This is a genomic window from Desulfurella multipotens (assembly GCF_900101285.1).
Lineage (GTDB): Bacteria > Campylobacterota_A > Desulfurellia > Desulfurellales > Desulfurellaceae > Desulfurella > Desulfurella acetivorans.
The window spans coordinates 1-25034 of the sequence record NZ_FMYU01000007.1; the positions used below are offsets into that span (position 1 = coordinate 1).

The window sequence follows — 25034 nt, forward strand, 5'->3', positions numbered from 1 at the left end:
GCAAGAGTTAGAAGTTTACGCAAAACAAAAAGGTGTTACCAATATTGTGTTTTTGGGTTTTAGAGATGATATACAAAATTACCTGGCTGCATTTGATTTGTTTGTAATATCATCCCAAAACGAAGGTATATGCTCAAGCATACTTCAGGCATTTTTATTTAAAATACCTGTTGTTGCAACAAATGCTGGTGGAGTAAGTGAGCTTATTGGTGATAACTATAGGGGTTTGTTGGTACCAATCAAAGATTCTCAAAAATTAGCTTTTGCAATTAAAAAATTGCTTTCAGAAAAAGATTTTTCGCAAACACTTGTTAATCGAGCATTCGATTTTGTAAAAGATTTTAACTATAAGATTACATCTAAAAATTATCTTAATATATACAAAATGCTTGTAAATAGAGTTTGATTTTAAAAGAAATTTTGTATAGAATGCCTTTTGGAGGAAAATTTGCTTATTGATGATTTAAAATTGCCTGTATCTTACTTTAAAAGCATAGAATTTACAATGCAAGTAGGGTGTTCTGTAGGATGTAACTTTTGTCCCCAAGGCGTGTTTGTAAAAAACTACAGATCAAATATAAAAAGCTTTACACTTGAGAGTTTCAAAAAGGCACTAAATAATATAAAAAATTCTACCATAGAAGAAATAAAGTTTAGTGGCTTTAGTGAACCTTTGGAAAATGCATATATTTATGATTGTATCTTAGAAGCTTACAAAGAAGGATTTCGTGTTGAGTTAATAACAACATTAAAAAACTTTTCCAAGGCAGGCTTTGAAACAATCAAGAATTTGCCTATAAAATGTCACATAAGTATTCAGCCTCCCAATTTAAACAACAGGAAGGGTCTAAGCGATGCGACAGCGTGGAATAATGTAGAGCAATTATTGTCTTTGGACCCAAAATGCTATCTTGTATTTGGGTGTTTGGATAACGGACTGACACAATCAATGAAAAATGACTTAAAAAGCATTGAAAATAAATTCAATATATCAATAAAATATGAAAGATACACAACAAGAGCAGGATACATGGGCTCTATTTTGAAGACAAATCCACATAAAAAGCTTATTTGTAAACACAATTTAGGTCAAGTTGCTCTGCCAAATGGTGATTTAGCTTTATGCTGTATGGATTTTGGCTTAAAACATATTGTTGGAAATATCTTTGAGGAGCATTATTTAAATATTTTAAACGGCGAAAAACTCAAGGAAATACTACTTATAATGCTTGGTCAAAAAGAAGGCGAAATTTTGTGCCAAACCTGCGAGTATGCAAAAGCAATACCAGGCTTCTTAAGTCCTAAATGCTATGTAAACGCGCGAGAGACTTTTAAAAATCTCCGCGATAAACTTGTACCCAAAAATAGTTCAACCAGAAAAAAGCTTGATGCGCTATTTAGATAATTAAACCAGATTTAAAGAGGCTTTTGCATCTATTAAATCAAAATCAAATGTGGCAAGATCCATCCTGAATTGAGCAGCTTTTGCTATCATCAAAGCATTATCAGTACAAAGACTAATTGAAGGCAAATATAAATTTAAATTATTTTCCGTGGCAAGTTGACTCATCTGTTGTCTAAGTAATGAATTTGCACTAACACCACCTGCCAATACAAGTCTACTTATTTTATATTTTTTTAATGCTAAAAGTGTTTTTTCACACAATACATCAACACAAGCCTTTTGAAACGAAGCTGCTACATCGCATATAAAAGTTTTTGACAGGTCTTTTGATTTTTCGACAAGGTTTTTGACATATGTCTTAACACCACTAAAGCTAAAATTAAGCGTGTTCTTTTGAGACAAACCCTTTGGAATTCTGAAACTATAAGGGTTGCCATTTTTTGACAATTTGTCAATTATTGGGCCACCAGGATAGCCAAGCCCAAGAATCCTTGCTACTTTATCAAAGGCCTCCCCGACCGCATCATCTAAGGTTTTCCCAAGTAACTTGTATTTACCAAAATTTTCTACTAAAAAAAGATGCGTATGCGCACCAGAAACAACAAGAACAATAAATGGAAAGTCTATATCATTTTCTATAAAGTTTGCAAAAATATGACCTTCTATGTGATTTATCGGTATTATGGGCAAATGGTACCTATAAGCTAAACCTTTTGCATAACTTACACCTACAAGTAATGATGGCAAAAGCCCAGGCCCAATCGTAACTGCAATAAAATCTATATCTTTTATATTACACTGAGCTTGCTTTAAAGCTTCCTTTGTAGCCTGGTCAATATTTTCAAAATGGGTTCTAGCAGCCTGTTCGGGCATTATGCCCCCATATGCTTCGTGGACAAAATTTTGCGATATAACTATGTTTGATTTTTTGCCTTCACCCAAAATTGCACAAGATGTATCATCGCAAGATGTATCAAACGCCAAAATTATCGACATTGAATCAAATTCTCCTTAATATCTTTAAGGTATGGCTTGAGCCTAGCTTTTAAATGAACAATAGCTTCATAATCAACAATATTGTCATGTCCAATAACTATAACATTTCTACCTTGTTTTGCAAGATTAATAGCTGTAAGTAAATTTCGCTTTACATAATTGAAACGTTTCTTATTATCAATAAAAATATATCGCACTGCGTAAGGCACTTTATAATCACAAGCAAGCTTGTAGCCTACACTATTGGGTGTTGTTAGACTATCCACAAAAAAAAGGTTATGTTGTTTCAAAAACTCCATAACATCACTCATTTTAGCTGTGCTTTGTAAGAATTTCGAGCCCATATGGTTATTAAAACCGCTTGCACAAGGGATATTGCGCATAGCCTTGTCTAATTGTTCAAATATATCTTTTTTTGAGTCAGTCACTCTTAGAAAAAGTGGATAATTTGTATTTAAATGCTTATCGATAGACTCACTTGGCATATGTAGCATTACAGTATAGCCTTTTTTACAAAAATCACTTGACATATGCACAAAAGGCGTATCCGGTATAAAAGCAAAGGCTAAGGGTAAATTAATGTCTAAAAATTTTTGCATAACATAATGATCATAGCCCATATCGTCGATAATTATAGAAATACTGCCATTTGCAAAAGAAAGTTTAGGAAATAATAAAAAGCTTAGAAAGAGCCATAAAACCAAGCTCTTTCTAAGTAAAATATTTATTTTTTGGGCCATTCTGCAATCTGGGCTTTAAGTATATTGATAGCTGTCAAAAGCTGGAAGTCTTGTGTTGTTTTGGGTTCTTGGATAACTTCCTGTGGTTTTGATTGTTCTGTTTCGTTGCTTGTTAGATGATTAATCAGGTTTTCTTCTCTTAGGGCATAGCCAAAATCTTCTTGTTCTACCTTTGCTGGTTTTACTTCAACATTTGGTACAATTCCAACAGCCTGTATGCTGTGGCCATCTGGTGTGTAGTATTTGGCCGTAGTAAGTCTTAAAGCATAACCATCTTCAAGAGGTATAATGCTTTGAACGCTACCTTTTCCAAAACTCCTTGTACCTACAAGGACAGCCGTTTTATGATCTTTTAAACAGCCTGCTACAATTTCTGCGGCTGAAGCAGTCCCTGAGTTTATAAGAACCGCAATAGGCATATGCGGTACTTTTTCGTCTTTTGCATAAAATAGCTGATCGTCGCTTTTATTTCTGCCTTTAATTGATACAATTATACCCTTATTGACAAAAAGATTTGATACACCTATTGCTTCGGTTAATAAACCGCCTGGGTTGTCCCTTAAATCGATTACTAAACCTTTAATGCCTTTTTTCTCTAGCGTATCAAGTGCATTTTTTACAGCTTTTGTTGTACCTTCTTGAAATTGGATAATTCTAATGTAGCCTATGCCATCTAAATCTTTATAATCCACACTTTTTATGTGTATAATTTCTCGCTTGATATTAAAAATTAAAGGCTTTTTCTCGTTTTTTCTGCCAATAACAAGCCTTACTTCACTACCGGGTTTGCCTCTTAGTAATTTTACTGCTTCATCTAAACTCATACCCAAAGTACTTTTATTATTTATCTGTAATATGATATCTCCCGCTTTAATGCCTGCTTTGTAGGCTGGTGTTCCTTCAATAGGTGTAACTACTGTTATCAGTCCATCTTTTAGTGTAATTGATGTACCAATACCACCAAACTCTCCTGATGTAGATACCTGTAAATCTTTATATTCTTGTGGAGTCATAAATGCTGAGTGTGGATCAAGTGAGCTTACCATGCCTTTTGTGGCATTTATGATAAGCTCAGATGGACTTACTTTATCAACATATTGAGATTGTATTATAGCCAAAACCTGGGAAAACATTTTTAAATCGTTATATTGATTAGAAGTTGCTTCTGTTGGTGTAACACGAAAACTTAAGATGGCAGTAACAATAATAATTAAGCTAAAAACAATGCCTACTAAAAATAAAAAACGGTTTTTCATAAACCTAACCTCCTAAATATCTTCTATTGATAAAATTTAAAGGGTTTACTGGAACTGAACCTCTTCTTAGTTCAAAATGCAAAATATCACCACTTAAATGACCAATAATTTGACCTTCATTAACTACCTGACCTTTTGACACATTTGGATTAACATGCGCATAAATACTATAGTATCCATTTAGGTGATTTATAATGATAACACCACCCAAACCAGGAATTGTCCCGACATAATCTACTTGACCTTTTGCTATAGCCTTAATTGGTGAACCACTTTGAGCTTTTATGTCTATACCATCATTTCTGGTTTGCACATTAAAGACCGGGTTTGTTTTTACACCAAAATTATCAACTATTATACCTTCAACCGGTGGTCTAAGTCCTGTATGCAAATTTTCGAGCTTCATTCTGCTTTCTGCTTCTTCCTGCTGTTTTTTTAGCTCTTGAGCTTTTTTATATTGTTGTAACTTTAGTAGCCTTTGTCGTTCAAGTTCCCTTTGTCGTTTGAGTTCTTCTTGTCTTTTTATTTCTTCTTGTATTATTTTATTTAATACTGACTGCAAATAGTTTCTTTGCCTTTGAAGGTAAACTATATCATTAATGTAAGCTTGTTTCAACCGTGCTGCTTCTTGTGCCAATAAAGCTATTTTGTTTTTTTGCTGGGCAAGAGAATTTTTTTGTTCGTTTATTTTTTGAATCAATTTTAGCTGATTGTTTTTTTTGACTACAAGCTCTTGTTTTTGTTTGTTTAACAACACCTGATGTTGCATGTATGATATTATGCGCTCTTGCAGGTAATGTGCAATTTTTTTGTTCATATACTCAAAATAGAGACCTTGTGGAAAATATTTTTCAACATTATAAAAGTAATAATAAGCTTTAAGAGCCTTTGAGCTTTTGGCTTTTTCTTCGTTTAATTTTTTAGTTAACTCTTCTATACTTTTATTTAAACTCTCGATTTCTGCTGATAATTTTTTTAAATTTTCCTCGTTTTGCGCAAGTTTTTTTTCTAAAACCTGGACTTTAGCGTTAAGATCTTTTAATTGATTAGTATAGATTATATATTTTTTTTCTGCAAGATTGTAGTGATATTGCTTGTTTGAAATCGAAGTATTTATTTGCTTTATTCTATTTTCCAATTCCTGTTTTTGGCTTCCATAAGCTAAAACAGTACAAAGAATGGTTATTAAAACCACAAGAAGTGCATTAAATTTTTTCATCTTCAATAAAAAACACAAATAAACTTAAAACCATAAGTATTATAAATGAAAAAACTATATATAAACCTCCACTTGCACCAAAAGAAATAAGTATATCATTTTGATAAACAGGAACTAAATTTATATAGTTTATATATAAAAACATTATAATAGATCCCAAAATTACTGCGAGCAAGCTAGCAAAAAACCACGATAAAAAAATATGCTTTAGAAACATTAAAAAGATTTTTACCCTTTTTATACCAAGAAGCTTTAACTTATCGTAGCTATCACGCTTATGTTCATATGTAATTTTTAAAAGCAAGGCTAAAATTATAATTTCAAGTAATATAAAAACACCAATCAAAACATATGAAAATTCTTTAAAAGTTAATGTAGTTTGACTAATATTTGCAAATAAACCTTTTGGAATACGCACTTCATCAATTAAGCTATTTGACTTAAATGTTTTTTCTATTGAATTAATATTTGATGGTTCAGCTGCGAACTGAGGTTTTAAAAAAATTTCCAAAGAATAAGGTAGTGGGTTTTCACTGAATTGCTGTTGTGGTAAATTTAATTTTGACAATATATCTAATAAAGCTTGACTCTTATCTATAAATTTAACACTTTTAACACCTGGATGTGTTTTAAGTGAGTTTGCGTACAATAAAGCTTGCTCTTTTGATACATTATCTTTAAAAAAAACAAAAACTGGCACATTTGAACGTTTTGATTCAAGGTAGTTATTTACAGTATACAAAATAGACGTAGAAAGGCTAATAACTAATAAAAAAATCAACATTACAAATGTTATTACAAGTCTTGTTGAATCTTTCTTCATTGCTCACCCACATTACATGAATTAAAAATATCCAAGTGGTCAATACTCTCAATCGGCGCATAACTTGTAAAAATTATCGTCATCTTATAATTTTCATTGAGTGTTTTTAACATATTTATAAGCTCTTGTTTGTTTTTGTAATAAGAAAATGGCTCGTCTAAAAGTACCAAAGGGGTCCTTAAAGCTAAAATCCTAGCCAATGCCAGTCTATATTTTTCCGATAATGATAAATTAAATATTTTAGTATCAAGAAGATTTTGCAGACTAAAAAAATCTATAGCTTCTTCTAAATACTGTTTTCTTTTTAATAATTTTGTTACTAAATACAAATAAGCTTTTACGCTTAAATTTTCTATAAGTCCAAAATCATCAAATACTACACCCATATGGCGCCTAAGATGCATCAATCTTGAATACTTTATACGACTTAACGGTTCGCCAAATATCTTAACATCTCCAGATGTAGGTTTTTCAAGCCTACAAATAAGTTTTAAAAGTGTGGTTTTACCGCAGGCAAAACCACCACTTACTTGGACAAGCTGGCCTTCTTTTACATAAAAATTAATATCTTTAAAAACACACCTATCTTTATAAAACTTGCTAACATCAACAAATTCAATCATCTTCTAAACTCTTTTTTATTTTACTTGCTATATTTTCCACACTAAAGCCATACTCGCAAAATAAATCTGCCGATGTTCCAGATTGACCAAATTTATCATTAATCCCAATCCTTTTAATGCGCTTTGGTAAATTTTCTCCCAAAAACTCACAAATAGCACTTCCAAGACCACCAATAATAGAATGTTCTTCTAATGTAAAAACATGTCCAACATTTTTTGCAGTATTGTAAATCGTATCTGTATCCAATGGTTTTACTGTGCTAATATCAACTACACAAACGCTTATTTTTTCTTTATCAAGCTCCTGCGCAGCTTTAAGTGCAAATTCGATCACTGGGCCACATGCAAATATACAGGCATGTATGCCTTGTCTTAGAATGTGAGCTTTTCCTATTTCGAAATCATGCGTGGTAAAATTAAGCGATTTTTCTCTTGAGGTTCTTAAATAAAAAGGGCCTTTGTTTTTATGTAAAGCCAAAACAGCTCTATATGTTTCATTGTAATCTGCTGGCACAATTACCTGCATATTTGGTAAGCTTCTCATTAATGATATATCACATATTGCCTGGTGTGATCCCCCATCCTCACCTACGCTTATGCCCGCGTGAGAACCACATAGCACTACATCTAAATTTTGGTAACAGATAGATTGTCTTACACCTTCAAAAGCTCTACCTGTAATAAAAACTGCAAAGCTTGATGCAAACACCTTAAAACCTTCGAGTGCAAAACCAGCTGCAATATCTACCATATTCAGCTCTGCTATACCTATATTAAAAAAACGCTCTGGGTATGCTTTTCTAAATTCTGCAGACTTTGTAGAAGAAGAAAGGTCTGCATCAAGCACAACGATATTTTTATCAATACCTATTTCTACAAGAGCTTTACCATACGCATCCCTTGTTGCTTTATATTCCATTTTCTACTCCTAACTCCAAAAGTGCTTTATCAAGCTCTTCATCTGTTGGTGGTTTACCGTGGTATTCGTATTTGTTTTCCATAAAACTTACGCCTTTTCCTTTTATTGTATGTGCAATTAGTGCAAATGGTTTAGAATTCTTTGTATTTTTAAATCGCTCAAATGCATCAAGCAATTGATCATAGTTGTGACCATCTACTTCGTATGTTAAAAAACCAAACGCTTCGAATTTTTCTTTAACAGGACTTATATTCATAACATCGCTAATCGCCCCATCAATCTGCAAACCATTAAAATCCAAAATAACGCATAGATTGTCTAATTTATAATGACTTGCACACATTAAAGCTTCATAAACAAGGCCTTCTTGCATTTCTCCATCGCCAATTAAACAATATACATTTGCAGGACTATTTTTAAGTTTCAGCGCAAGCGCCATACCTACTGCCTGAGATAATCCGTGTCCCAAAGATCCAGTCGAGGCACATACACCGCTTAACTTTTTAGAATCAGGATGACCCTGCAGCGGACTTCCAAGCTTTCTTAAAGTATACAATAAATCCTTATTAAAAAAGCCTTTATAAGCAAGGCACACATAAAGTGCTGGTGCTGCATGTCCTTTTGATAAAACAAACCTATCCTGATTATCATTTCTTGGGTTATTTGGATCTATATTTAAAACACCACCAAAATAGAGTGTATTTAGGATATCGATCGAGCTTAAACTACCACCGCTGTGTCCACTTTTGGCGGCATTGAGAGAAACTAGTATTGCTTTTCTTAGTGTTTTAGAAAACTCTTCTAATTCTTTTGTTTTCAATTTAAATCCTCCAATAATTTAAACATTGCAGGTATTGTAAACTCATGTGGTATTATACAAGAATATCCAATTTTTTCTACTGCTTTTTGCGTAGTGGTACCAATACAGATAATATTTTTTTTAACACGCCCAGGGTAGTCTTTAAAAGTATCTATTAAATACTTAAAAGCAAGTGGGCTGCTGATCAGTGCAAAATCAAAATCACAATCATAAGTATAATAGTCAATATCTTTTGCCATAAGTGTTTGATATACTTCAAGCACTATCGCTTTTTCATCATAGACTCCATGTTCTTTTGGACAAACAACAAGCGTATCTTTTAAATCAAGCTCGCTTGATGTGTAAATTAATGGATGTTTCACGCTAAAGCCAAAGTTTTTTATGTATTCTGCCGTTTGCTTGCCCACTGCAAGCAGTTCTTTGCCACACAAAAAACTCATACCAGCTTTTTTAACAAAAAAGTCAAAAGCTCTTTTGCTTGAAAAAAACACACGCTTTGTGCTAATTTTTGGTAAATCAAAATCAAGCGCAACAAAATCGAATACATTTACAGGACACATATTGTATATATTTTCATATTGAATTGTATATTTAATTAAATCATCTTTATTTGCGCAAAACAGTATTTTTGGAGCATTAGAAAAATTAGTCACTTCGCTTTGCTTATAATGGCATCTTACAATAACCTCAGCTTTATTTATATCTTTTGTTTTATTGTGCGCTTTTAATAAAAACTTTTTTGGCATATTACTTTCAAAATAAGCTAATTTGTAAATATCCGGGAAAAACTCTAAACCAATACTACAATCTATATATAAACTAATTTGTTCTTTGTGTATTCTATACATTCTTTTAAAACCTGTTGTGGCAAACCACACTTAAAACAATCAATTTTTTTAAAGGTTTTTGGGTCTGCGTACATTGTTTTTAAGCAAAATTGATCATTTTCGCTAAAATAAGCATAAGCTCCAATTGGAAAATTGCATGAAGCGTTTAGGGCTTTAACAAATTTCCTTTCTATACTAACACATAAGTGCGTTTGGCTATCATCTAAAAAATTAAGCTCATCAAATTCGTCTAAGCGCGTTTGCACGCCAATTACACCCTGTCCTGCGGAACTTACTATATCCAAATCAAAACAGTATGCGCTATCGTATAAACCAAGTCTTTTTAAACCTGATTTTGATACAACTATAGCATCAACCACACCTTTTTTAAGCTTTTCTAGTCTCGTATCAAGATTGCCTCTAAAATCAACAAATTCTAAATCATTCCTTATGTGTTTTAAACAAACACGCCTTCTTAGAGAAGTCGTGCCAATAAAAGCACCATGTGGTAATTTGTCAATAGGACCTTTAAAGCTAACAAGGCAATCTTGATGGTAGTCTCTTTTTAGTATAAACTTTAATGGTAGCTGATCATTTTCAATAACACTTACATCTTTAACACTATGCACAGCTATATCTATTGTTTTACTTAAAAGTGCTTCTTCTAGTGCGCCCGTAAACAAACCTTTGCCACCAAAATCATACAAAGGTTTTTCTATTTTATCGCCAAGTGTTGTAATACCAATAATTTCGCATATATAGCCATGACTATTTAGCAAGCTTTCCACATATTTTGCCTGCCACATAGCTAATTTTGATTTTCTTGTGCCAATTTTAATTGTTCTTTCCATCTGGATTTTCAGAAAAAAAGCAATTTACAGGTTTGTTTTCGATACTAATATTAAAAAGCCGCCTAATTAATTCAACATACATATCACCTTCTGGTTCTTTGATAAATTGTCTGATTTTTGAAGTAGGCTCATGAAGTGTTTTGTTTAGTATTGAACGAGTTAACTTATCTATAGCATCAAATAATTTTTCATCTATTTTGTATTTTTTTTGAAATTTTTTTAACTCTATTTTTCTTATACGGTCTGCATATTGCCTTAGTGTATCAATTGTTTTATTGTAATCAAGAGCGCTATTTTCTTCTATAAATGCATTTAAATTTTCATCTATAATTTGCTTTGATAATTCAATACTATTTTGTTTTGATAATACTATATCGTTATACATATTTTTTAAATCATCTAAATTAAAAAGAATAATATTTGGATTTTCCTTTACTTTTAAGCTAATTGAAGAAGGCACAGAAAGATCCATAATTAGTAATTTTTTTTCTACCTTAATGTTTTCAATAACAGGTTTTGGTGTATAAATACACGAAACAACAATATCTACTTCAAAAACTTTGTTTTTCAAATCTTCTAAACTTACAATTTTAGCATTGAAATTTTGTGCAAAATCAACAGTTTCACTTCGCCTATTTGCTATGTAGGCAATTTGTGCTCCTTTATCAGAAAAATACTTAGCGCTCAAGCGAGCCATATCACCACTACCAATAATAATTACTTTTTTACTATCAAGACCAAAATGCTCTAAGGCTACGTGACTTGCAAGGCTTGCAATAGATAGATGTCCTTTTTGTATATTTGTCTGACTCCTTACTATTTTTGCAATAGTAAAGGCTTTACGCATAATCCTATTTAGTATAGCACCACTTAGGTTGTATACTACAGTTGTGCGATATGCATCTTTGAGCTGACTCAAAATCTGTGTTTCACCTACAACTTGTGAATCAAGTCCGCTTGAAAGTTCAAATATATGTCGTAGTGCTTCTATAGATTGTTTTTTGTATATATATTTTTTGGCTTGATTCAACTCATACTTTGCATAATCGGATAGATACTTTATTAAAGACTCGCAAGGATCATAATACGAAACTGCTATGATTTCTGTTCTATTACACGTTGAAATTATCATAATTTCTGCTATATCAAATGCTTCTTTGATGTCTTTTGCACGCTCATGAATAGAAGTGTTTTCAAATACAAAAGCTTCTCTCACATTTAACGGTGCAGTTTTCCAGTTTAAACCGACGATATAGACATTATCAATGCTTAAATTTAAATTATGTGTCATTTATTTCTTTCCACAGCATAATCAGCTAAAAATACAAGAATATCTTTATAAATGGAGCCCGGGAGATGTTGTATATTTTGTTTTGCAATTAAAGCCTTTTGTTTTGCTATCTCAAAAGCATCATTAACCCCAAAAGTTTTACAAGCTTGTATACAATAATTTTTATGTTCCTGGTTTTTTGTTTTAAAATATTCAAGAAGGTGGTATTTAACACCTGGATCTTTTTCTAATGTCAAAATTAACGGTAGTGTAACTTTACCTTCGTTTATGTCATTATACGTATCTTTGCCTATATCTGTATTTGAATAATCCATTAAATCATCTTTTATCTGAAAAGCCAAACCAAGATTTTTACCATACTGCCTAAAATGTTCAATTTCATCAGTTTTATTTGAAAGCAAACAACCACTTACACACGCACTTTCTATTAAGCTCGCCGTTTTTTTATAAATTATATCAAAGTAAGTATTTTTATCGATTATATTAAAAAAATTCTCTATTTCTATAATTTCACCTAATGCCAAATTGTAAGCAGCTTTTGATATTTCTTTTGCTACATCCACGCTTACATCCAAAACTTTATTATAAGCTAAAGAATATAAATAATCTCCACTCATTATAGCGACTCTGTTTCCATATGCTTCATTAACGCTTTGTTTGCCTCTTCGCATTTTTGCCTCATCAATGACGTCATCATGAAGCAAACTTGCTATATGTATATATTCGACAATACATGCTGTTAAATGCAGAATTTCTTCATTATCATAGCCTAAGCTTCTTGCGCTTGCAACTACAAGTATTGGTCTTAATCGCTTACCACCCGATATATGCTCAATAACTTTATCAAGTAGCAGACTTTCACTTTTAATATTTAGCAAAAGTGTATCAATATTTTTAATAATACTTTGTATATTAGATATCGCAATATTGGTCTTTTGTAACATTTACTTTTACCACAGAATCATCGCTTTCAAGTTCTATAGCTTTAACACCATAAGCGTACCTTGACATCTCTCTAAATTGATTAGAATCAATTCTAATTAATTTACCCAGTTTTGTTGTAATTAAAATCTCGCTATTATCCTGGAGTCTTTCTGCGTCAACAAGTCTATCTTCACCTTTTAATTTAATAATTTTTACACCTTTTGCGCCCCGAGATACTTTTCTTATAGAATCTGCCAAAATAACTTTTGCTATACCGTTTTGTGTAATAAGTACAATTTTTTCTTCTTTATTTTGAAGCTTGAATCCAGACACAACATAATCATTATCTGCTAGACTAATGCCTTTTACACCATAGGCGTTTCTACCCATCTTGCGAACTTGTTCTATACCAAATCTTACAGATTGACCCAAAGACGTACATATTATAATTTCGTCTTTTTCAGATACATTTGGGATAACACAAACAAGCTGATCATCGTTTAACAAATTAATAATTGTTCTACCATTACTTTTAATGTCTGAAAAATTATCTGAAGATATTCTTTTTATTATCCCTTTTTGAGTAATTAACACGTAATCATTTCCAGGTTTATATGCATTTATTGTTTTTATTTGCTCGTTATTTTTCAAATTCAGAAGATTTACTATTGCTTTTCCTTTTGTATAATTACTTGATTTTGGTATCTCGTAAGCTTTTATGGAATAAATTCTACCATTGTTTGAGAACATTAATACAACATCTAGACTATCTAAAACCAAACAATCTAAAATGTAATCATCTTCCGAATAAACTGCTGCTATTCTACCTTTGCCACCTCGCGATTGAACATTGTAAAATGATAAAGGTATGGATTTTATATAACCTTTATTAGAAAAAGTTATTAAAAGTTTTTCTTGTTTTACCAGGTCTTCTTTGTTTATTTCTTCAAGTTTTGTTACAATTTGCGTTCTTCTTCTGTCAGAGTAATTTTCTTTGATATATATAAGCTCGCTTTTTACTATTGATACTAGCTCATCGTAATTACCCAGAATTTTTTCGTAATTTTTTATCTTTTCTAATATTTCATTGTATTCTTTTTCTAATTTTTCTATTTCCAAACCTGTTAATCGTGATAACCTCATCTCTAAAATAGCGTTTGTTTGTTTGTCACTTAGATTAAATCGTTCTTTGAGTCTATCTTTTGCAATCTGGGGTGTTTGTGATTTTTTTATTATGCTTATTACTTCGTCAATATTTTGCACCGCAATTTTTAAGCCTTCTAGTATATGAATACGTTCTTTTGCAATATTTAATAGGTAAATGGTTCGTCTTTTAATTACCTGTTCTCTAAAATCTAAAAATACATTAAAATATTCTTTTAAAGACAAAACTTTTGGCACATTATCCACAAGGCATAAATTATTTATACTGAAGCTAACTTCTAAGTTACTCATTTTGTAGAGGTTGTTTAAAATGATTTCTGGCTGCTCATTAGACTTAACTTCAATTACAATTCTTATACCTTCTTTGTTTGACTCATCTCTTAAATCACTTATACCTTCAATTTGCTTATCTTTTACAAGTTGCGCTATATCTTTTACAAGATTTGCTTTATTTACCTGATATGGTATTTCTTCTATTATAATTGCATGCTTATTACCAATTTTTTCAATTTTTGCTAATGAGCGTATTTTTATTTTTCCCAGACCTTTTTCATATATTTCTTCTAAAGAATCGCACATTACAATGGCACCGGTTGGAAAATCAGGTCCTTTGATAAAATTAAGTAATTCTTTTGTTTGGGCAGTTCTTTTACTATCTATATAATAAATTAATGCATCTATGACTTCACCTAAATTATGAGGTGCGATGTTTGTTGCCATGCCAACAGCTATACCAGATGAACCATTTACTAAAAGATTTGGTATTAGACTTGGCAAAACTGTTGGTTCTTTTAAGCTTTCATCATAGTTAGGCTGAAAATCCACAGTATCTTTATCAAGGTCTTTTAAAAGCTCTTCAGCAATTTTTGATAATCTAACTTCAGTATATCTCATGGCCGCAGGGCTATCACCGTCAATTGATCCAAAATTTCCCTGACCATCTATTAGAGGGTATCTCATTGTAAATTCTTGACTCATCCTCACCATCGCATCATAAACGCTTGTATCGCCATGTGGATGATACTTACCAATAACATCACCTACTACACGAGCACTTTTTTTGTAAGGTTTATTGTGTAACAAATCAAGCTCACTAGCAGCATATAGTATTCTTCTATGTACTGGTTTTAGGCCATCTCTTGCATCTGGTAGGGCTCTTCCTACAATAACACTCATAGAGTAGTCAATGTAGGATTTTTTCATTGTATCTATAATATTTGTTTTGATAACTCTTTCGAATAAATCTTTCATACTACACATCCAAGTTCGCTAATTTTGCATTTTCTTCAATAAATTTTCTTCTTGGTTCAACTTTATCTCCCATAAGTAGTTCAAATATTTCTTTAGTTTGATTAAAATCGTCAATAGTAACAAGGTGCATTGTACGTGTGGCAGGGTTCATTGTAGTTTCCCATAATTGAGTAGGGTTCATTTCTCCTAAACCTTTATAGCGTTGTATTTCTATATTTTTTTTGGAAATTTCATCTATGTAATTAAATAGTTGTCTTAAATTATTAAATTCAAGTTTATTCTTGTCTTTATCTTCTTGTTTTGTTTGATTTAAAGCTATTATTGGAAATTTAATTTTAGATTCAAGAGTGTAAAGCTCATGTAGCTTTGTGTAAAATTTACTTGAAAATATTGATTTGTCTATATAAAACTCTTTAAGCTGCCTATCTTGGATATAAGAACATTTGATATTTGTATCAAATTCTTCAATTTTTTCTAAATTTAAAGCTTCTTTTATTTTATCCAGGTTATTAGAAAGATTTTGTGCGTCTATCCCATTTGTAATTGTATAGTGTAAAAATTTTTCCTGTTTTTCTTCTTTTTCAAATTGTTCAAAAATGCTTGATAAATTTGCAAAACGCAACAATATATCTTTTAAATTAAAATCTACATCAAAAGAAACTTTTTTTAATGCTCTATCTATTAAAAATGATCTTAAATCAATATCATCTTTAAAATATTTACTTTGAGTATCATACCTTACTCTATAAAGTGGTGGTTGCGCAATATATAAGTAGCCTTTTTCGATAATTGGACGTAAGAAATTATAAAAAAATGTTAAAAGCAATGTTTGTATATGACTTCCATCCACATCTGCATCAGTCATAATAATGATTTTATGGTATCTTATCTCATCTATATTGAAATTTTTATCTATATTACAGCCAATTGCTGCAACAATGCTCTTTATTTCTTCATTTGATAGGATTTTATGCAAGTTTGATTTTTCTGTATTTAAGATTTTACCTTTAATCGGTAAAATTGCCTGAAACTTTCTATCTCTAGCCTGTTTTGCACTGCCCCCTGCAGAATCGCCTTCAACGATAAATATTTCTGTTTTTTCAGGATCTTTTTCTTGACAATCAGCTAACTTTCCGGGCAAATTTTTTGTTTCAAAAACAGTTTTTCTACGAACAAGTTCTCGTGCACTTTTTGCCGCTTCTCTAGCATTGTAAGCTAGTATTGCTTTTTCTAGTATTAATTTGATCACATTTGGATGTTCTTCAAAATAATCACTTATTTTATCGTAAAGCAAACTCTGTAATTGACCTTTTATGTCTAAGTTTCCTAACTTTGTTTTGGTTTGACCTTCAAATTCTGGGTTTGGTAGTTTGATCGAAACTATACCAATTAAACCTTCTCTACAGTCTTCACCACTTAGAGTTATATTTTTGAGTAAGTTATTTTTTTTGGCATAATTATTAATTGCTTTTGTAAGCACAGTTTTAAATATAGAAAGATGCGTTCCTCCTTCTTGAGTTAGTATAGAATTTGCAAACGATAAAATGTTTGATTCATAATTCTTTGTATATACAAAAGCACACTCAAGTTGAGTGTTTTCATAAGTAATATTTATTAAAATTGGATTTTCAAATAAAGGTTCTTTGTTTTTACATAAGTAGTTTATAAAATCTACGATTCCATTTTCATAGCAGAATGTATTTTTTTTACCTGTCCTTTCGTCAGTTAAACTTATAGTTACATTTTTGTTTAAAAAAGCAAGTTCTTGTAATCTTTTTTCAAGTATTTCGTAGTTAAATACAGTTGTGCTAAAAATTAACTCGTCTGGCTTAAATGTAACAATTGTACCTGTATCATTACAAGTATTGACAGTCTTTAAATCATTTATAGCAATGCCTCGTTCAAATTCTTGCTCAAAAATAAAACCATTCCTGTGAATTTCAACTTTTAAGTACGACGATAGAGCATTTACAACACTTATACCAACACCGTGTAGGCCTCCTGAGACTCTATAGCTTTTGTTATCAAACTTACCACCAGAGTGTAATGTGGTTAAAACTAAAGTTACTGCTGGAATGTTTTCTTCTTTGTGTATTTCGGTTGGAATACCTCTTCCATTGTCTTTTACTGTAACAGAATTGTCTTTGTGTATCGTAACTTCAATTTTATCGCAAAAACCTGCCATAGATTCATCTATGGAGTTATCTACTATTTCGTAAATCAGATGGTGAAGACCCTCTGTAGATGTATTTCCGATATACATTGCAGGCCTTTTTCTAACACCATCTAATCCTTTTAATATTTTTATAGATTCTGCTGTATAGTTAGCTGTCATATTGCCTCGCTTAAATTTATTGTATTTGCATTTTTAATATTTATATTGCCAATTGTAGTTATAAATACTTGGTTGTTTAATGTATTTATCATTGAGATCATTTTTTCAAGGTTCGTATTGGATATATCCCCTTCTAAATCATCTATTAATATAATTGGTGATTTATTTAAAGAATTGTAATGTTTAATTAAAGACATTATCAAAGAAAACAAAACCATTTTTTTTTCACCTAATGAAGAATAGCTAAAAATATTGTTTTCGTCAAGAAGTATCTCGATTGTGTCTTTGTATAGCGTAAATATATTATGGTTTGATTGTATTTCAAGGTTGATTATTTTTTCATCAAAAATTAGAGGTTTGTAACTTAATTTTATATTTTTGTTTATTAAGTTTTGGTCTTTGAGGTATAGGTTTATTTTTTGTAAAGATTGTTTTCTATTTTCTTGGATAATTTCTACATTTTTTAGTATGTTTTTATTTATTATTTTAACTGTATTGATGTCTTTCTTTTCAAGTAGGATACGTTTAAGTTTGAGATGTTTTGCTGTGTTTAAAATAATTTGTATTATGTTTGGGTTTTCTATAAATGAAAATTTGTCGATTAGTGATAGTATGTATTTTTTTTCATTGAAGTTTAAAAAATCTTTTATGGAAAATATTATGCTTGGGAACAATATTTTGAAGTCTTTTAGCCCATAAGGTTTTGAGTTTATTAATGATTTTTTGTTCTTTCCTAAGTGTATTGTTATATTGTATGTTATATCTTTTTTTATGGTACCTTTTATTGTAGATTGTTCAATTTTGTTCATGTAATTTTTTCTTATAAAGCTATGTGAATTTAGTAATATATATATTGAGTCAAGTAAATTTGTTTTTCCTGTTGCATTTTCTCCTTTTATTATATTTTTTTGTGGACTGAATGTTTTTGTAAAGTTTTTATAGTTTCTGAAGTTCAGTATTGAAATGTTTTCTAGATACATTGTTTGATTAGTATAAATTTTTTTCTCCTAAATAGTTTAAATAAAAAAATAGCAATAATAATAAAATGTGTTTATTTGTTTAAAATATATTTTTTGTTTATTGTAGTAGTCTAATATTTTATATTTGTTTGTTAAAAACCCTGTTAATAATGTTAAAAAGTATATTGGTTTTGTTTTGAATGTTAAATTTGTATGTGAATTATTGACATATTTTGAAAAATTTTTAGACATTTTTTATATTTTTTTCAATTTTTTCTATTATTTCTTTGAGTTGTGGGGATTTTTCTATTTCTTTTTCAATTTTTGAGCATGCATTTATTATTGTTGCATGAGATTTCATATTAAATTTGGTTTTTATTTCGGATAATGAATGTTGTGTGAGTTTTCTTGATAAAAAAATTGCAATTTCTCTTGGAAGTATGATGTGTTTATCTCTTTTTCCTGACAACATAGTGTCTTTTGTAATATTAAAGTGTTTTGCAACAACTTCTTGTATGTTTTCTATATTAAGCGTGTTTTGTTTTCTTTCTATAACATCTTGGAGTATAGTTTCTACAAATTCTATATCTATTTTTTGTTTAAATAAAGATGAGTATGCATTAATTTTTACTATAATACCTTCAATTTCTCTTACATTTGATTCGAAGTTTTTGGCTAAAAATTCCACTATATCATCTGTCAAAGATAAATTGTAATTTTCAGCTTTTTTCTTAATTATGGCAATTCTTGTTTCTAATTCTGGAGGTTGTATATCTACTATTAATCCCCAACTAAAACGTGATTTTAGTCTTTCTTCTATTTCTCTAATATCACTTGGTGGTTTATCTGAAGTTATAACTATTTGCTTTTGATTTTCATAAAGCGTATTGAATGTATGAAAAAACTCTTCTTCCGTACGCTCTTTTTTTGATATAAATTGTATATCATCTATAAGCAAACAATCAAGTTCTCTAAATTTATTTCTAAATTGTGTCATTTTTTTGTATTGGATTGAATTTATGAGTTCATTTGTAAATTCTTCGCTTGAGATATATAAAACTTTTATTTTTGAACTTTTTTCTTTTATATGGTTTCCTATTGCATGTAATATATGTGTTTTACCAAGTCCCACGCCTCCATATATAAATAGCGGGTTATATGCTTTACCGAGGCTTTCTGCTACTGCATAACTTGCTGCGTATGTTAACTGATTATTTGGACCAACAACAAAATTGGAAAACTTATATCTTGGGTTTAGGTTTGATTTAAACTCTTTTTTTATTATAAACTCAATTTTTGGTGGTTTTTCAAATAATTGTTCTATTGTTTCTTTGAATTCTTTGCGGTATTTCATTTTTAAAAGATGACGTGCTTCTTCGTTTGGTATTATAAGAGATATTAATTCGCTATTAAAACTATTGGCTTCAATTAAAGATATTGTTTCAATATCTTCGATGTCTAATTTTTTTTTAAATGAGTCTAGAAATATATCCCACACAAACTAGATTATATTTTAGATATTTTAAAAAGTCAATGTTGTGATTGAACAGTTGTAAAATTAGTTTTTTTCAAATCTTTCTTGCAAATTTACTCTCGCTTTTTGGCTATAACCTCTATCTTCCCAATAACCATAAGGTTTATCATCCGTAAACTCGATTTTTTCTAAATATTTTACCCATTTGTAAGCATATAAGTTAGGTGCCACAAATCGCATAGGATAGCCTCTTGGTTTGCTTAGAGGTTTCCCATTTATTTTTAGACAAATAAAACTATTAATAATTGAATCATCATTAAATACAAAGCTTTTATAACCACCACTTGATTGCAAAGCGATATACTTAAAATTTACTGCATTTACTAAATAGGCAATTGTATTTATACTTATCCCTTCAAATTCATTATTTGCTACACTCCATCCATCTACACAGTGCATATCAAGAATAACTTTTGTGTCAATTAAATTTAATAGTTCATTGTATGATAGAGTTTTTTTAATATCTTTGTAAATTATTTCAAGCTCGTTTAATTCAGGTATGTTTTTTTCTATTGTTATGTCTATAAAGTCTTTTATTAAATACTGTCCTTTAGGCAAAGGCATCCTGTAGCCATTCTATTTTATTGTTTTCTATTGTAATAACATCAAATCTTATATTATAATCGTTTTCGTTTAAGTTGTTTTTTAACATAAATAATTTTGAGCCTTCTATTATTCTTTTTTGTTTGTTTTGATCAACTGCTTCTTTTGCGCTTCCAAAAGATAGATTACGCCTACCTTTTACCTCTACAAAAATTAAAACATTACCTTTTTTTGCTATTATGTCTATTTCTCCGCCTTTATATTTGAAATTGCGCAAAAGTACTACATACCCTTGCGCTTTCAAATAACTGACAGCTCTATGTTCACAATTTTGGCCAAAAACCAAATTAAGTAATTTTCTTTTTGATTCTTGCAGATTTACCTCTTCTTTCTCTTAAGTAATATAGTTTAGCTCTTCTTACCACACCACGGGATACTATTTCAATTTTTTCAATAGAAGGCGAATACAAAGGAAAAATTTTTTCTACGCCCACGCCATACGATTCTTTTCTAACAGTAAAAGTTTTGTTTATACCAGAACCTCTCCTTGATATAACTATACCGCTAAAAACCTGGATCCTTTCTCTTTTACCTTCTGTTATTTTTATGTGAACATTTACAGTATCGCCTGGCCTTAAGTTTGGTACTTCTTTTTGATTGATTTGTTCTTGCTCAAATAGTCTTAATTTATCCATCACTAACCTCTCTTGTAGTTATTTTTTGCGAATTTTCTTTGCGCCATTTTGCTATCATAGCGTGATTTCCAGAAAGCAACACATCCGGTACTTTTAAACCTCTAAACTCAGCTGGTCTTGTGTATTGAGGATACTCTAAAAAGCCACTTTCAAAACTTTCTTCTTTTAAAGACTCTTTATTGCCAAGCACACCAGGCAAAAGTCTAACAATTGCATCTACCATTATGCTTGCAGCTAACTCTCCCCTACTAATTATAAATTGACCTATAGAGATTTTTTCATCAGCAAGTAATTTAACCCTTTCATCAAACCCTTCGTATCTACCACAAATAAAAGCAATTGATTTTTTCTGGCTATATTCTTTTGCTTTTTGCTGGTTAAATAGCTTTCCTTCAGGTGTTAGTACAACTGTAAATACGTCATTGTCTTTTGATTTAACATAATCAAGTGCCTTATAGATGGGCTCTGGTTTTAATAGCATACCAGGCCCACCACCATAAACACAATCATCAACAGTTCTATGCTTATCGTTTGTAAAATCTCTTATATTGACAAACTCAAATTCTGCTAAATGCATTTTTTTGGCTTTTTTTAAAATCCCATCATCAAATATAGACTCGAATACCTTCGGGTAAATACTCAACAGATAAATCCTCATTTTTTATTCTAAGATTTCTAAAACCGCCTTTTTGCCCATTTTTGTAGAAACTGCATTAAGAAGCGTTCTCATGGCTCTAGCTGTTTTGCCTTGTTTGCCAATTACCTTGCCAAGATCTGAATGATCTACTCTAAGCTCAATAACTGTGGTTTTTTCACCATCAATTTGTTTTACATCAACCTTGTCCGGGTTGTCAACTAAGCGTTTTGCGATGCATGAAATTAGTTCTTTCATTTTGTCACCTCTTTAGTGATTTTACTAAATTTTCAACTGCGGGTGTGGGTATCGCACCTTTTTGAATCCATGCATTATATTTTTCTAAATCAAGTTTAACTTTGTCTTCAGTCTTTAATGGGTCGTAATACCCTAAAATATCCAAGGCACTGCCATCTCTTTTTTTTCTAGAATCCATAGCTACGATTCTAAAGAATGCTCGTTTTTTTCGGCCGAGTCGAGTTAATCTAACAACTACCACTGTTTTACCTCCATTTACATTCTACCAAGATTTTTCATTATATGCAAAGCTTTGTTTTTATCAAGCCCTTTCATCATTTTATTCATTTCTTCAAATTGTTTAAGTAATTTATTCACGCTTTGAACATCTGTACCGCTACCTTTTGCTATGCGCCTTTTTCTGCTTGCATCTATAATTTTATAGTTTTCTTTTTCTTTTTTTGTCATTGATTGTATAATTGCAGTAATTCTTTTAAGCTCAATATCGAATTCATTTGTATCTGCCATTTTAATTTTGTTTAGTCCGGGTATCATTTTTATAATGCTTGTAATTGAACCCATTTTTTGAATTTTTTTAAGCTGGTTTAAAAAATCATCCAGTGTAAATTGATTTTTTTTAAGCTTTTTTTGTAGTTGTTTTTGTTCTTTTTCGTCAATCTGGTTTTTCGCCTGTTCAATAAGCGTTAAGATATCACCCATACCAAGAATTCTAGAAGCTATGCGATCAGGGTAAAATTGCTCTAAATCTGATATTTTTTCTCCAACGCCAATAAATTTTATAGGTTTTCCTACAATGCGTTTTATGGATAAAAGCGCACCACCCCTTGCGTCTGCATCCATTTTAGTGAATATAAGACCACTTATACCTACATTTTCGTCAAATTTTTTAGCAATATTAACGGCTTCCTGGCCTATCATGCTATCTACTACAAGCAAGACTTCGTTTGGCTTTATAGCTTCTTTCATTTCAACTAACTCTTGCATAAGTTGCGTGTCAACTTGAAGCCTTCCAGCTGTATCTACAATAACTATATCGCGACCGTTTGCTTTTGCATACTGTAAACTTTCAAGCGCGATGTCTTGCGGTTTTGTGTTTTCTTTTGAAAATACGGGTATATCAAGCTGTTTACCTAGCGTTTGTAATTGTTTAACCGCAGCCGGCCTGTAAATATCGCAAGCAACAAGTAAAACTTGCCTACCTTTGCTTTTTAAGAGCCTTGCAAGCTTTGCACAGGTGGTTGTTTTGCCACTTCCCTGTATACCAACAAGCATAACAACAAAAGGTTTGGAATTTATAATTAAATTGGAAGATTCATCGCCCAATATTTGAGTTAATTCTTTATGTATGATATCAACTATGGTTTGAAATGGTGTAAGATTTTTTTCGATTTGTTTGCCTATAAGTTTATCTTTTAGTTCTTGTTCAATATCTTTTACTACCTTGTAGTTTACATCAGCTTCAAGTAGCGCAAACTTTATGTTTTTAAGAACTTCAAGCGCGTCTTGCTCAGTAATTAACGCTTGACCTTTGATTTTTTTTAACGCATTTGCTAATTTTGCTTCCAGATCTTCAAACATAAAAACCTCGCCTATAATGTATTGATTTTTTTTGACAATGTCAACATAAAATTAAAAGTAAAAGCGATTTTTTTAAAAAAAGCAATATCTTGACTAAATGCTTATTTGCAATATAATTGTTGCAACAATTTATGCCGAAGTGGCGAAATTGGTATACGCGCTAGATTCAGGGTCTAGTGGAAGCAATTCCATAGGGGTTCGAGTCCCCTCTTCGGCACCAAACAAAAGGAGTGGGTATGAAAAATTCTTTTTATTTTACCTCAGAATCAGTAACAGAAGGACATCCGGATAAATTAGCTGACCAAATATCAGATGCAATCTTAGATGCTATTATTGAAAAGGATAAAAACTGCAGAGTAGCTTGCGAAACGCTTTTAACAACGGGTTTGGTATTGTGTGCAGGTGAGATTACAACAGAAAGTTATGTGGAAATACCCGATGTTGTACGCGATACGATTAAAGAAATAGGATACGTTAATGCTGATTATGGTTTGGATTACAAATCATGCGCTGTAATTACATCAATTCACAGGCAATCACCCGATATTGCAATTGGTGTGACAAAAAAGGGTGGCAGGGTAGGAGCAGGCGACCAAGGTATGATGTTTGGTTATGCATGCAACGAAACTGCGGATTTTATGCCATTAACATTGAGTTTGGCACATAAATTATCAAAAAGATTAGCCGATGTTAGAAAACAAGGTATTTTGCCTTACTTAAGACCAGATGGCAAAACACAAGTTACTGTACGCTACGATGATGGCGTGCCAACAAAGGTTACAGCAGTTGTTGTTTCTGCTCAGCATGAGCCTTATGTAGAGCTTGAGCGATTTAGAAAAGACATTGTAGAAAGCGTTATCGAACATGTTATACCAAAAGACTTATGGGATAAAGATATTAATTTTTATATAAATCCCACAGGAAGGTTTGTTATAGGTGGCCCACAGGGTGACACAGGCTTAACCGGAAGAAAAATTATTGTTGATACATACGGTGGCGCAGCACCCCATGGAGGTGGTGCTTTTAGCGGCAAGGACCCAACAAAAGTTGACAGAAGCGCATCATACATGGCACGCTATATTGCCAAAAATATAGTTGCAAGCAATATAGCTCAAAAATGTCTTGTACAGCTTGCATACGCAATTGGCGTGGAAGAGCCAGTTAGCGTAATGGTGCAAACATACGGTACAAGTAAACTACCAGAATCTTTAATTCAAAAAGCAATTTTAGAAAACCTTGATTTGACTCCAAAGGGAATTATTGATACACTAGATTTATTGCGACCAATATACAAAAAAACTGCAAGCTACGGTCATTTTGGAAGAAAAGAAAAGGAATTTAGCTGGGAAAAAACAGACTTGGTTGAAAAATTTAAAAAATATTTGTGAG

26 protein-coding genes and 1 tRNA gene are annotated in these 25034 nt (G+C 31.2%); 4 read left to right on the top strand and 23 right to left on the bottom strand.

All coding sequences use genetic code 11. The features are described from left to right. Together BLQ93_RS05240 and BLQ93_RS05245 are read left to right on the top strand one after the other, a co-directional pair. On the top strand, nt 1-406 hold a 406-nt coding region (locus BLQ93_RS05240), incomplete at its 5' end, for a glycosyltransferase family 4 protein (RefSeq protein WP_143338703.1). Nucleotides 407-448: 42 nt separating this feature from the next. After that, nucleotides 449-1405, top strand: coding sequence for a radical SAM/SPASM domain-containing protein (locus tag BLQ93_RS05245; RefSeq protein WP_092128710.1), 957 nt, complete (start codon nt 449-451; stop codon nt 1403-1405). Here the strand turns inward: BLQ93_RS05245 and tsaD are convergent, their stop codons facing one another. From tsaD to ffh, 23 genes are all read right to left on the bottom strand, one after another. Further along, nucleotides 1406-2401: a tRNA (adenosine(37)-N6)-threonylcarbamoyltransferase complex transferase subunit TsaD gene (tsaD, locus tag BLQ93_RS05250; RefSeq protein ID WP_245670446.1), complete on the bottom strand. Its 996-nt coding sequence runs from the start codon at nt 2399-2401 to the stop codon at nt 1406-1408. It lies immediately after the preceding gene. Next, on the bottom strand, nt 2392-3141 hold the full coding sequence (locus tag BLQ93_RS05255) for a divergent polysaccharide deacetylase family protein (RefSeq protein ID WP_092128712.1): 750 nt from the start codon (nt 3139-3141) through the stop codon (nt 2392-2394). Before BLQ93_RS05255 ends, tsaD begins: the two co-directional genes overlap by 10 nt. Then, nucleotides 3126-4397, bottom strand: a complete 1272-nt coding sequence (locus tag BLQ93_RS05260; RefSeq protein ID WP_092128714.1) for a S41 family peptidase — start codon at nt 4395-4397, stop codon at nt 3126-3128. Before BLQ93_RS05260 ends, BLQ93_RS05255 begins: the two co-directional genes overlap by 16 nt. 4 nt (nt 4398-4401) lie before the next feature. Then, nucleotides 4402-5616, bottom strand: coding sequence for a murein hydrolase activator EnvC family protein (locus BLQ93_RS05265; protein WP_092128716.1), 1215 nt, complete (start codon nt 5614-5616; stop codon nt 4402-4404). Beyond that, nucleotides 5603-6439, bottom strand: a complete 837-nt coding sequence (locus tag BLQ93_RS05270) for a cell division protein FtsX (protein WP_025391122.1) — start codon at nt 6437-6439, stop codon at nt 5603-5605. The genes BLQ93_RS05265 and BLQ93_RS05270 overlap by 14 nt, the downstream gene beginning before the upstream one ends. After that, nucleotides 6436-7062 carry an ATP-binding cassette domain-containing protein gene (locus BLQ93_RS05275; RefSeq protein ID WP_092128718.1) on the bottom strand — a complete coding sequence of 209 codons (627 nt, stop codon included), beginning with the start codon at nt 7060-7062 and terminating at the stop codon, nt 6436-6438. The genes BLQ93_RS05270 and BLQ93_RS05275 overlap by 4 nt, the downstream gene beginning before the upstream one ends. After that, nucleotides 7055-7981: a transketolase family protein gene (locus tag BLQ93_RS05280; protein WP_092128720.1), complete on the bottom strand. Its 927-nt coding sequence runs from the start codon at nt 7979-7981 to the stop codon at nt 7055-7057. Before BLQ93_RS05280 ends, BLQ93_RS05275 begins: the two co-directional genes overlap by 8 nt. Further along, a complete protein-coding gene (locus BLQ93_RS05285; RefSeq protein WP_092128722.1) occupies nt 7971-8801 on the bottom strand; it encodes a transketolase in 831 nt (276 codons plus the stop codon). The genes BLQ93_RS05280 and BLQ93_RS05285 overlap by 11 nt, the downstream gene beginning before the upstream one ends. Next, the gene (locus BLQ93_RS05290; protein ID WP_092128724.1) at nt 8798-9649 is read right to left on the bottom strand and encodes a uroporphyrinogen-III synthase; all 852 of its coding nucleotides are present in this window, start codon (nt 9647-9649) and stop codon (nt 8798-8800) included. Before BLQ93_RS05290 ends, BLQ93_RS05285 begins: the two co-directional genes overlap by 4 nt. Then, on the bottom strand, nt 9610-10479 hold the full coding sequence (hemC, locus tag BLQ93_RS05295) for a hydroxymethylbilane synthase (RefSeq protein WP_092128725.1): 870 nt from the start codon (nt 10477-10479) through the stop codon (nt 9610-9612). The genes BLQ93_RS05290 and hemC overlap by 40 nt, the downstream gene beginning before the upstream one ends. Continuing rightward, nucleotides 10463-11770, bottom strand: coding sequence for a glutamyl-tRNA reductase (gene hemA, locus BLQ93_RS05300; RefSeq protein ID WP_092128727.1), 1308 nt, complete (start codon nt 11768-11770; stop codon nt 10463-10465). The genes hemC and hemA overlap by 17 nt, the downstream gene beginning before the upstream one ends. Next, entirely contained in the window at nt 11767-12714 is a 948-nt protein-coding gene (locus tag BLQ93_RS05305) for a polyprenyl synthetase family protein (protein WP_092128728.1), read from the bottom strand. The genes hemA and BLQ93_RS05305 overlap by 4 nt, the downstream gene beginning before the upstream one ends. Continuing rightward, nucleotides 12683-15109 (bottom strand): DNA gyrase subunit A, encoded by a 2427-nt coding sequence (gyrA, locus tag BLQ93_RS05310; protein WP_092128730.1) that lies wholly within the window; start codon nt 15107-15109, stop codon nt 12683-12685. Before gyrA ends, BLQ93_RS05305 begins: the two co-directional genes overlap by 32 nt. Before the next feature lies 1 nt (nt 15110). Continuing rightward, nucleotides 15111-17444 (bottom strand): DNA topoisomerase (ATP-hydrolyzing) subunit B, encoded by a 2334-nt coding sequence (gene gyrB, locus BLQ93_RS05315; protein ID WP_092128731.1) that lies wholly within the window; start codon nt 17442-17444, stop codon nt 15111-15113. Then, complete coding sequence (locus BLQ93_RS05320) at nt 17441-18424, bottom strand: DUF2813 domain-containing protein (protein ID WP_092128733.1); 984 nt, start codon at nt 18422-18424, stop codon at nt 17441-17443. The genes gyrB and BLQ93_RS05320 overlap by 4 nt, the downstream gene beginning before the upstream one ends. Nucleotides 18425-18647: 223 nt before the next feature. Next, nucleotides 18648-19901 (bottom strand): chromosomal replication initiator protein DnaA, encoded by a 1254-nt coding sequence (gene dnaA, locus BLQ93_RS05325; protein WP_092128735.1) that lies wholly within the window; start codon nt 19899-19901, stop codon nt 18648-18650. A 60-nt stretch (nt 19902-19961) separates the two neighbouring features. Next, the gene (locus BLQ93_RS05330; RefSeq protein WP_084323684.1) at nt 19962-20501 is read right to left on the bottom strand and encodes a molybdopterin-dependent oxidoreductase; all 540 of its coding nucleotides are present in this window, start codon (nt 20499-20501) and stop codon (nt 19962-19964) included. After that, nucleotides 20488-20826: a YraN family protein gene (locus tag BLQ93_RS05335; RefSeq protein ID WP_092128736.1), complete on the bottom strand. Its 339-nt coding sequence runs from the start codon at nt 20824-20826 to the stop codon at nt 20488-20490. The genes BLQ93_RS05330 and BLQ93_RS05335 overlap by 14 nt, the downstream gene beginning before the upstream one ends. Before the next feature lies 1 nt (nt 20827). Continuing rightward, nucleotides 20828-21175, bottom strand: a complete 348-nt coding sequence (rplS, locus tag BLQ93_RS05340; RefSeq protein WP_025392878.1) for a 50S ribosomal protein L19 — start codon at nt 21173-21175, stop codon at nt 20828-20830. Next, nucleotides 21168-21833, bottom strand: coding sequence for a tRNA (guanosine(37)-N1)-methyltransferase TrmD (trmD, locus tag BLQ93_RS05345; protein WP_092128738.1), 666 nt, complete (start codon nt 21831-21833; stop codon nt 21168-21170). Before trmD ends, rplS begins: the two co-directional genes overlap by 8 nt. 3 nt (nt 21834-21836) lie before the next feature. Further along, nucleotides 21837-22067, bottom strand: a complete 231-nt coding sequence (locus tag BLQ93_RS05350; RefSeq protein ID WP_025392876.1) for a KH domain-containing protein — start codon at nt 22065-22067, stop codon at nt 21837-21839. 4 nt (nt 22068-22071) lie between these two features. Further along, nucleotides 22072-22308 (bottom strand): 30S ribosomal protein S16, encoded by a 237-nt coding sequence (rpsP, locus tag BLQ93_RS05355; RefSeq protein ID WP_092128740.1) that lies wholly within the window; start codon nt 22306-22308, stop codon nt 22072-22074. Between the two features lie 14 nt (nt 22309-22322). Further along, nucleotides 22323-23645 carry a signal recognition particle protein gene (gene ffh / locus BLQ93_RS05360; protein WP_092128742.1) on the bottom strand — a complete coding sequence of 441 codons (1323 nt, stop codon included), beginning with the start codon at nt 23643-23645 and terminating at the stop codon, nt 22323-22325. Between the two features lie 133 nt (nt 23646-23778). On the opposite strand from ffh, the gene BLQ93_RS05365 reads away from it, so the two are divergent. Together BLQ93_RS05365 and metK are read left to right on the top strand one after the other, a co-directional pair. Beyond that, a tRNA-Leu gene (locus tag BLQ93_RS05365) sits at nt 23779-23865 on the top strand. A gap of 16 nt (nt 23866-23881) precedes the next feature. After that, the gene (gene metK / locus BLQ93_RS05370) at nt 23882-25033 is read left to right on the top strand and encodes a methionine adenosyltransferase (RefSeq protein WP_092128744.1); all 1152 of its coding nucleotides are present in this window, start codon (nt 23882-23884) and stop codon (nt 25031-25033) included. Nucleotide 25034: the final 1 nt, after the last annotated feature.

What these genes read in the sequence shown, in the direction of transcription:
- trmD (WP_092128738.1), bottom strand. Translation starts at nt 21,833, where the DNA reads ATGAGGATTTATCTGTTGAGTATTTACCCGAAGGTATTCGAGTCTATA.
- metK (WP_092128744.1), top strand. Translation starts at nt 23,882, where the DNA reads ATGAAAAATTCTTTTTATTTTACCTCAGAATCAGTAACAGAAGGACAT.
- hemC (WP_092128725.1), bottom strand. Translation starts at nt 10,479, where the DNA reads ATGGAAAGAACAATTAAAATTGGCACAAGAAAATCAAAATTAGCTATG.
- hemA (WP_092128727.1), bottom strand. Translation starts at nt 11,770, where the DNA reads ATGACACATAATTTAAATTTAAGCATTGATAATGTCTATATCGTCGGT.
- BLQ93_RS05260 (WP_092128714.1), bottom strand. Translation starts at nt 4,397, where the DNA reads ATGAAAAACCGTTTTTTATTTTTAGTAGGCATTGTTTTTAGCTTAATT.
- BLQ93_RS05320 (WP_092128733.1), bottom strand. Translation starts at nt 18,424, where the DNA reads ATGTATCTAGAAAACATTTCAATACTGAACTTCAGAAACTATAAAAAC.
- gyrB (WP_092128731.1), bottom strand. Translation starts at nt 17,444, where the DNA reads ATGACAGCTAACTATACAGCAGAATCTATAAAAATATTAAAAGGATTA.
- BLQ93_RS05305 (WP_092128728.1), bottom strand. Translation starts at nt 12,714, where the DNA reads ATGTTACAAAAGACCAATATTGCGATATCTAATATACAAAGTATTATT.
- BLQ93_RS05330 (WP_084323684.1), bottom strand. Translation starts at nt 20,501, where the DNA reads ATGCCTTTGCCTAAAGGACAGTATTTAATAAAAGACTTTATAGACATA.
- rplS (WP_025392878.1), bottom strand. Translation starts at nt 21,175, where the DNA reads ATGGATAAATTAAGACTATTTGAGCAAGAACAAATCAATCAAAAAGAA.
- ffh (WP_092128742.1), bottom strand. Translation starts at nt 23,645, where the DNA reads ATGTTTGAAGATCTGGAAGCAAAATTAGCAAATGCGTTAAAAAAAATC.
- gyrA (WP_092128730.1), bottom strand. Translation starts at nt 15,109, where the DNA reads ATGAAAGATTTATTCGAAAGAGTTATCAAAACAAATATTATAGATACA.
- BLQ93_RS05280 (WP_092128720.1), bottom strand. Translation starts at nt 7,981, where the DNA reads ATGGAATATAAAGCAACAAGGGATGCGTATGGTAAAGCTCTTGTAGAA.
- BLQ93_RS05255 (WP_092128712.1), bottom strand. Translation starts at nt 3,141, where the DNA reads ATGGCCCAAAAAATAAATATTTTACTTAGAAAGAGCTTGGTTTTATGG.
- BLQ93_RS05290 (WP_092128724.1), bottom strand. Translation starts at nt 9,649, where the DNA reads ATGTATAGAATACACAAAGAACAAATTAGTTTATATATAGATTGTAGT.
- BLQ93_RS05270 (WP_025391122.1), bottom strand. Translation starts at nt 6,439, where the DNA reads ATGAAGAAAGATTCAACAAGACTTGTAATAACATTTGTAATGTTGATT.
- BLQ93_RS05275 (WP_092128718.1), bottom strand. Translation starts at nt 7,062, where the DNA reads ATGATTGAATTTGTTGATGTTAGCAAGTTTTATAAAGATAGGTGTGTT.
- BLQ93_RS05265 (WP_092128716.1), bottom strand. Translation starts at nt 5,616, where the DNA reads ATGAAAAAATTTAATGCACTTCTTGTGGTTTTAATAACCATTCTTTGT.
- tsaD (WP_245670446.1), bottom strand. Translation starts at nt 2,401, where the DNA reads ATGTCGATAATTTTGGCGTTTGATACATCTTGCGATGATACATCTTGT.
- BLQ93_RS05350 (WP_025392876.1), bottom strand. Translation starts at nt 22,067, where the DNA reads ATGAAAGAACTAATTTCATGCATCGCAAAACGCTTAGTTGACAACCCG.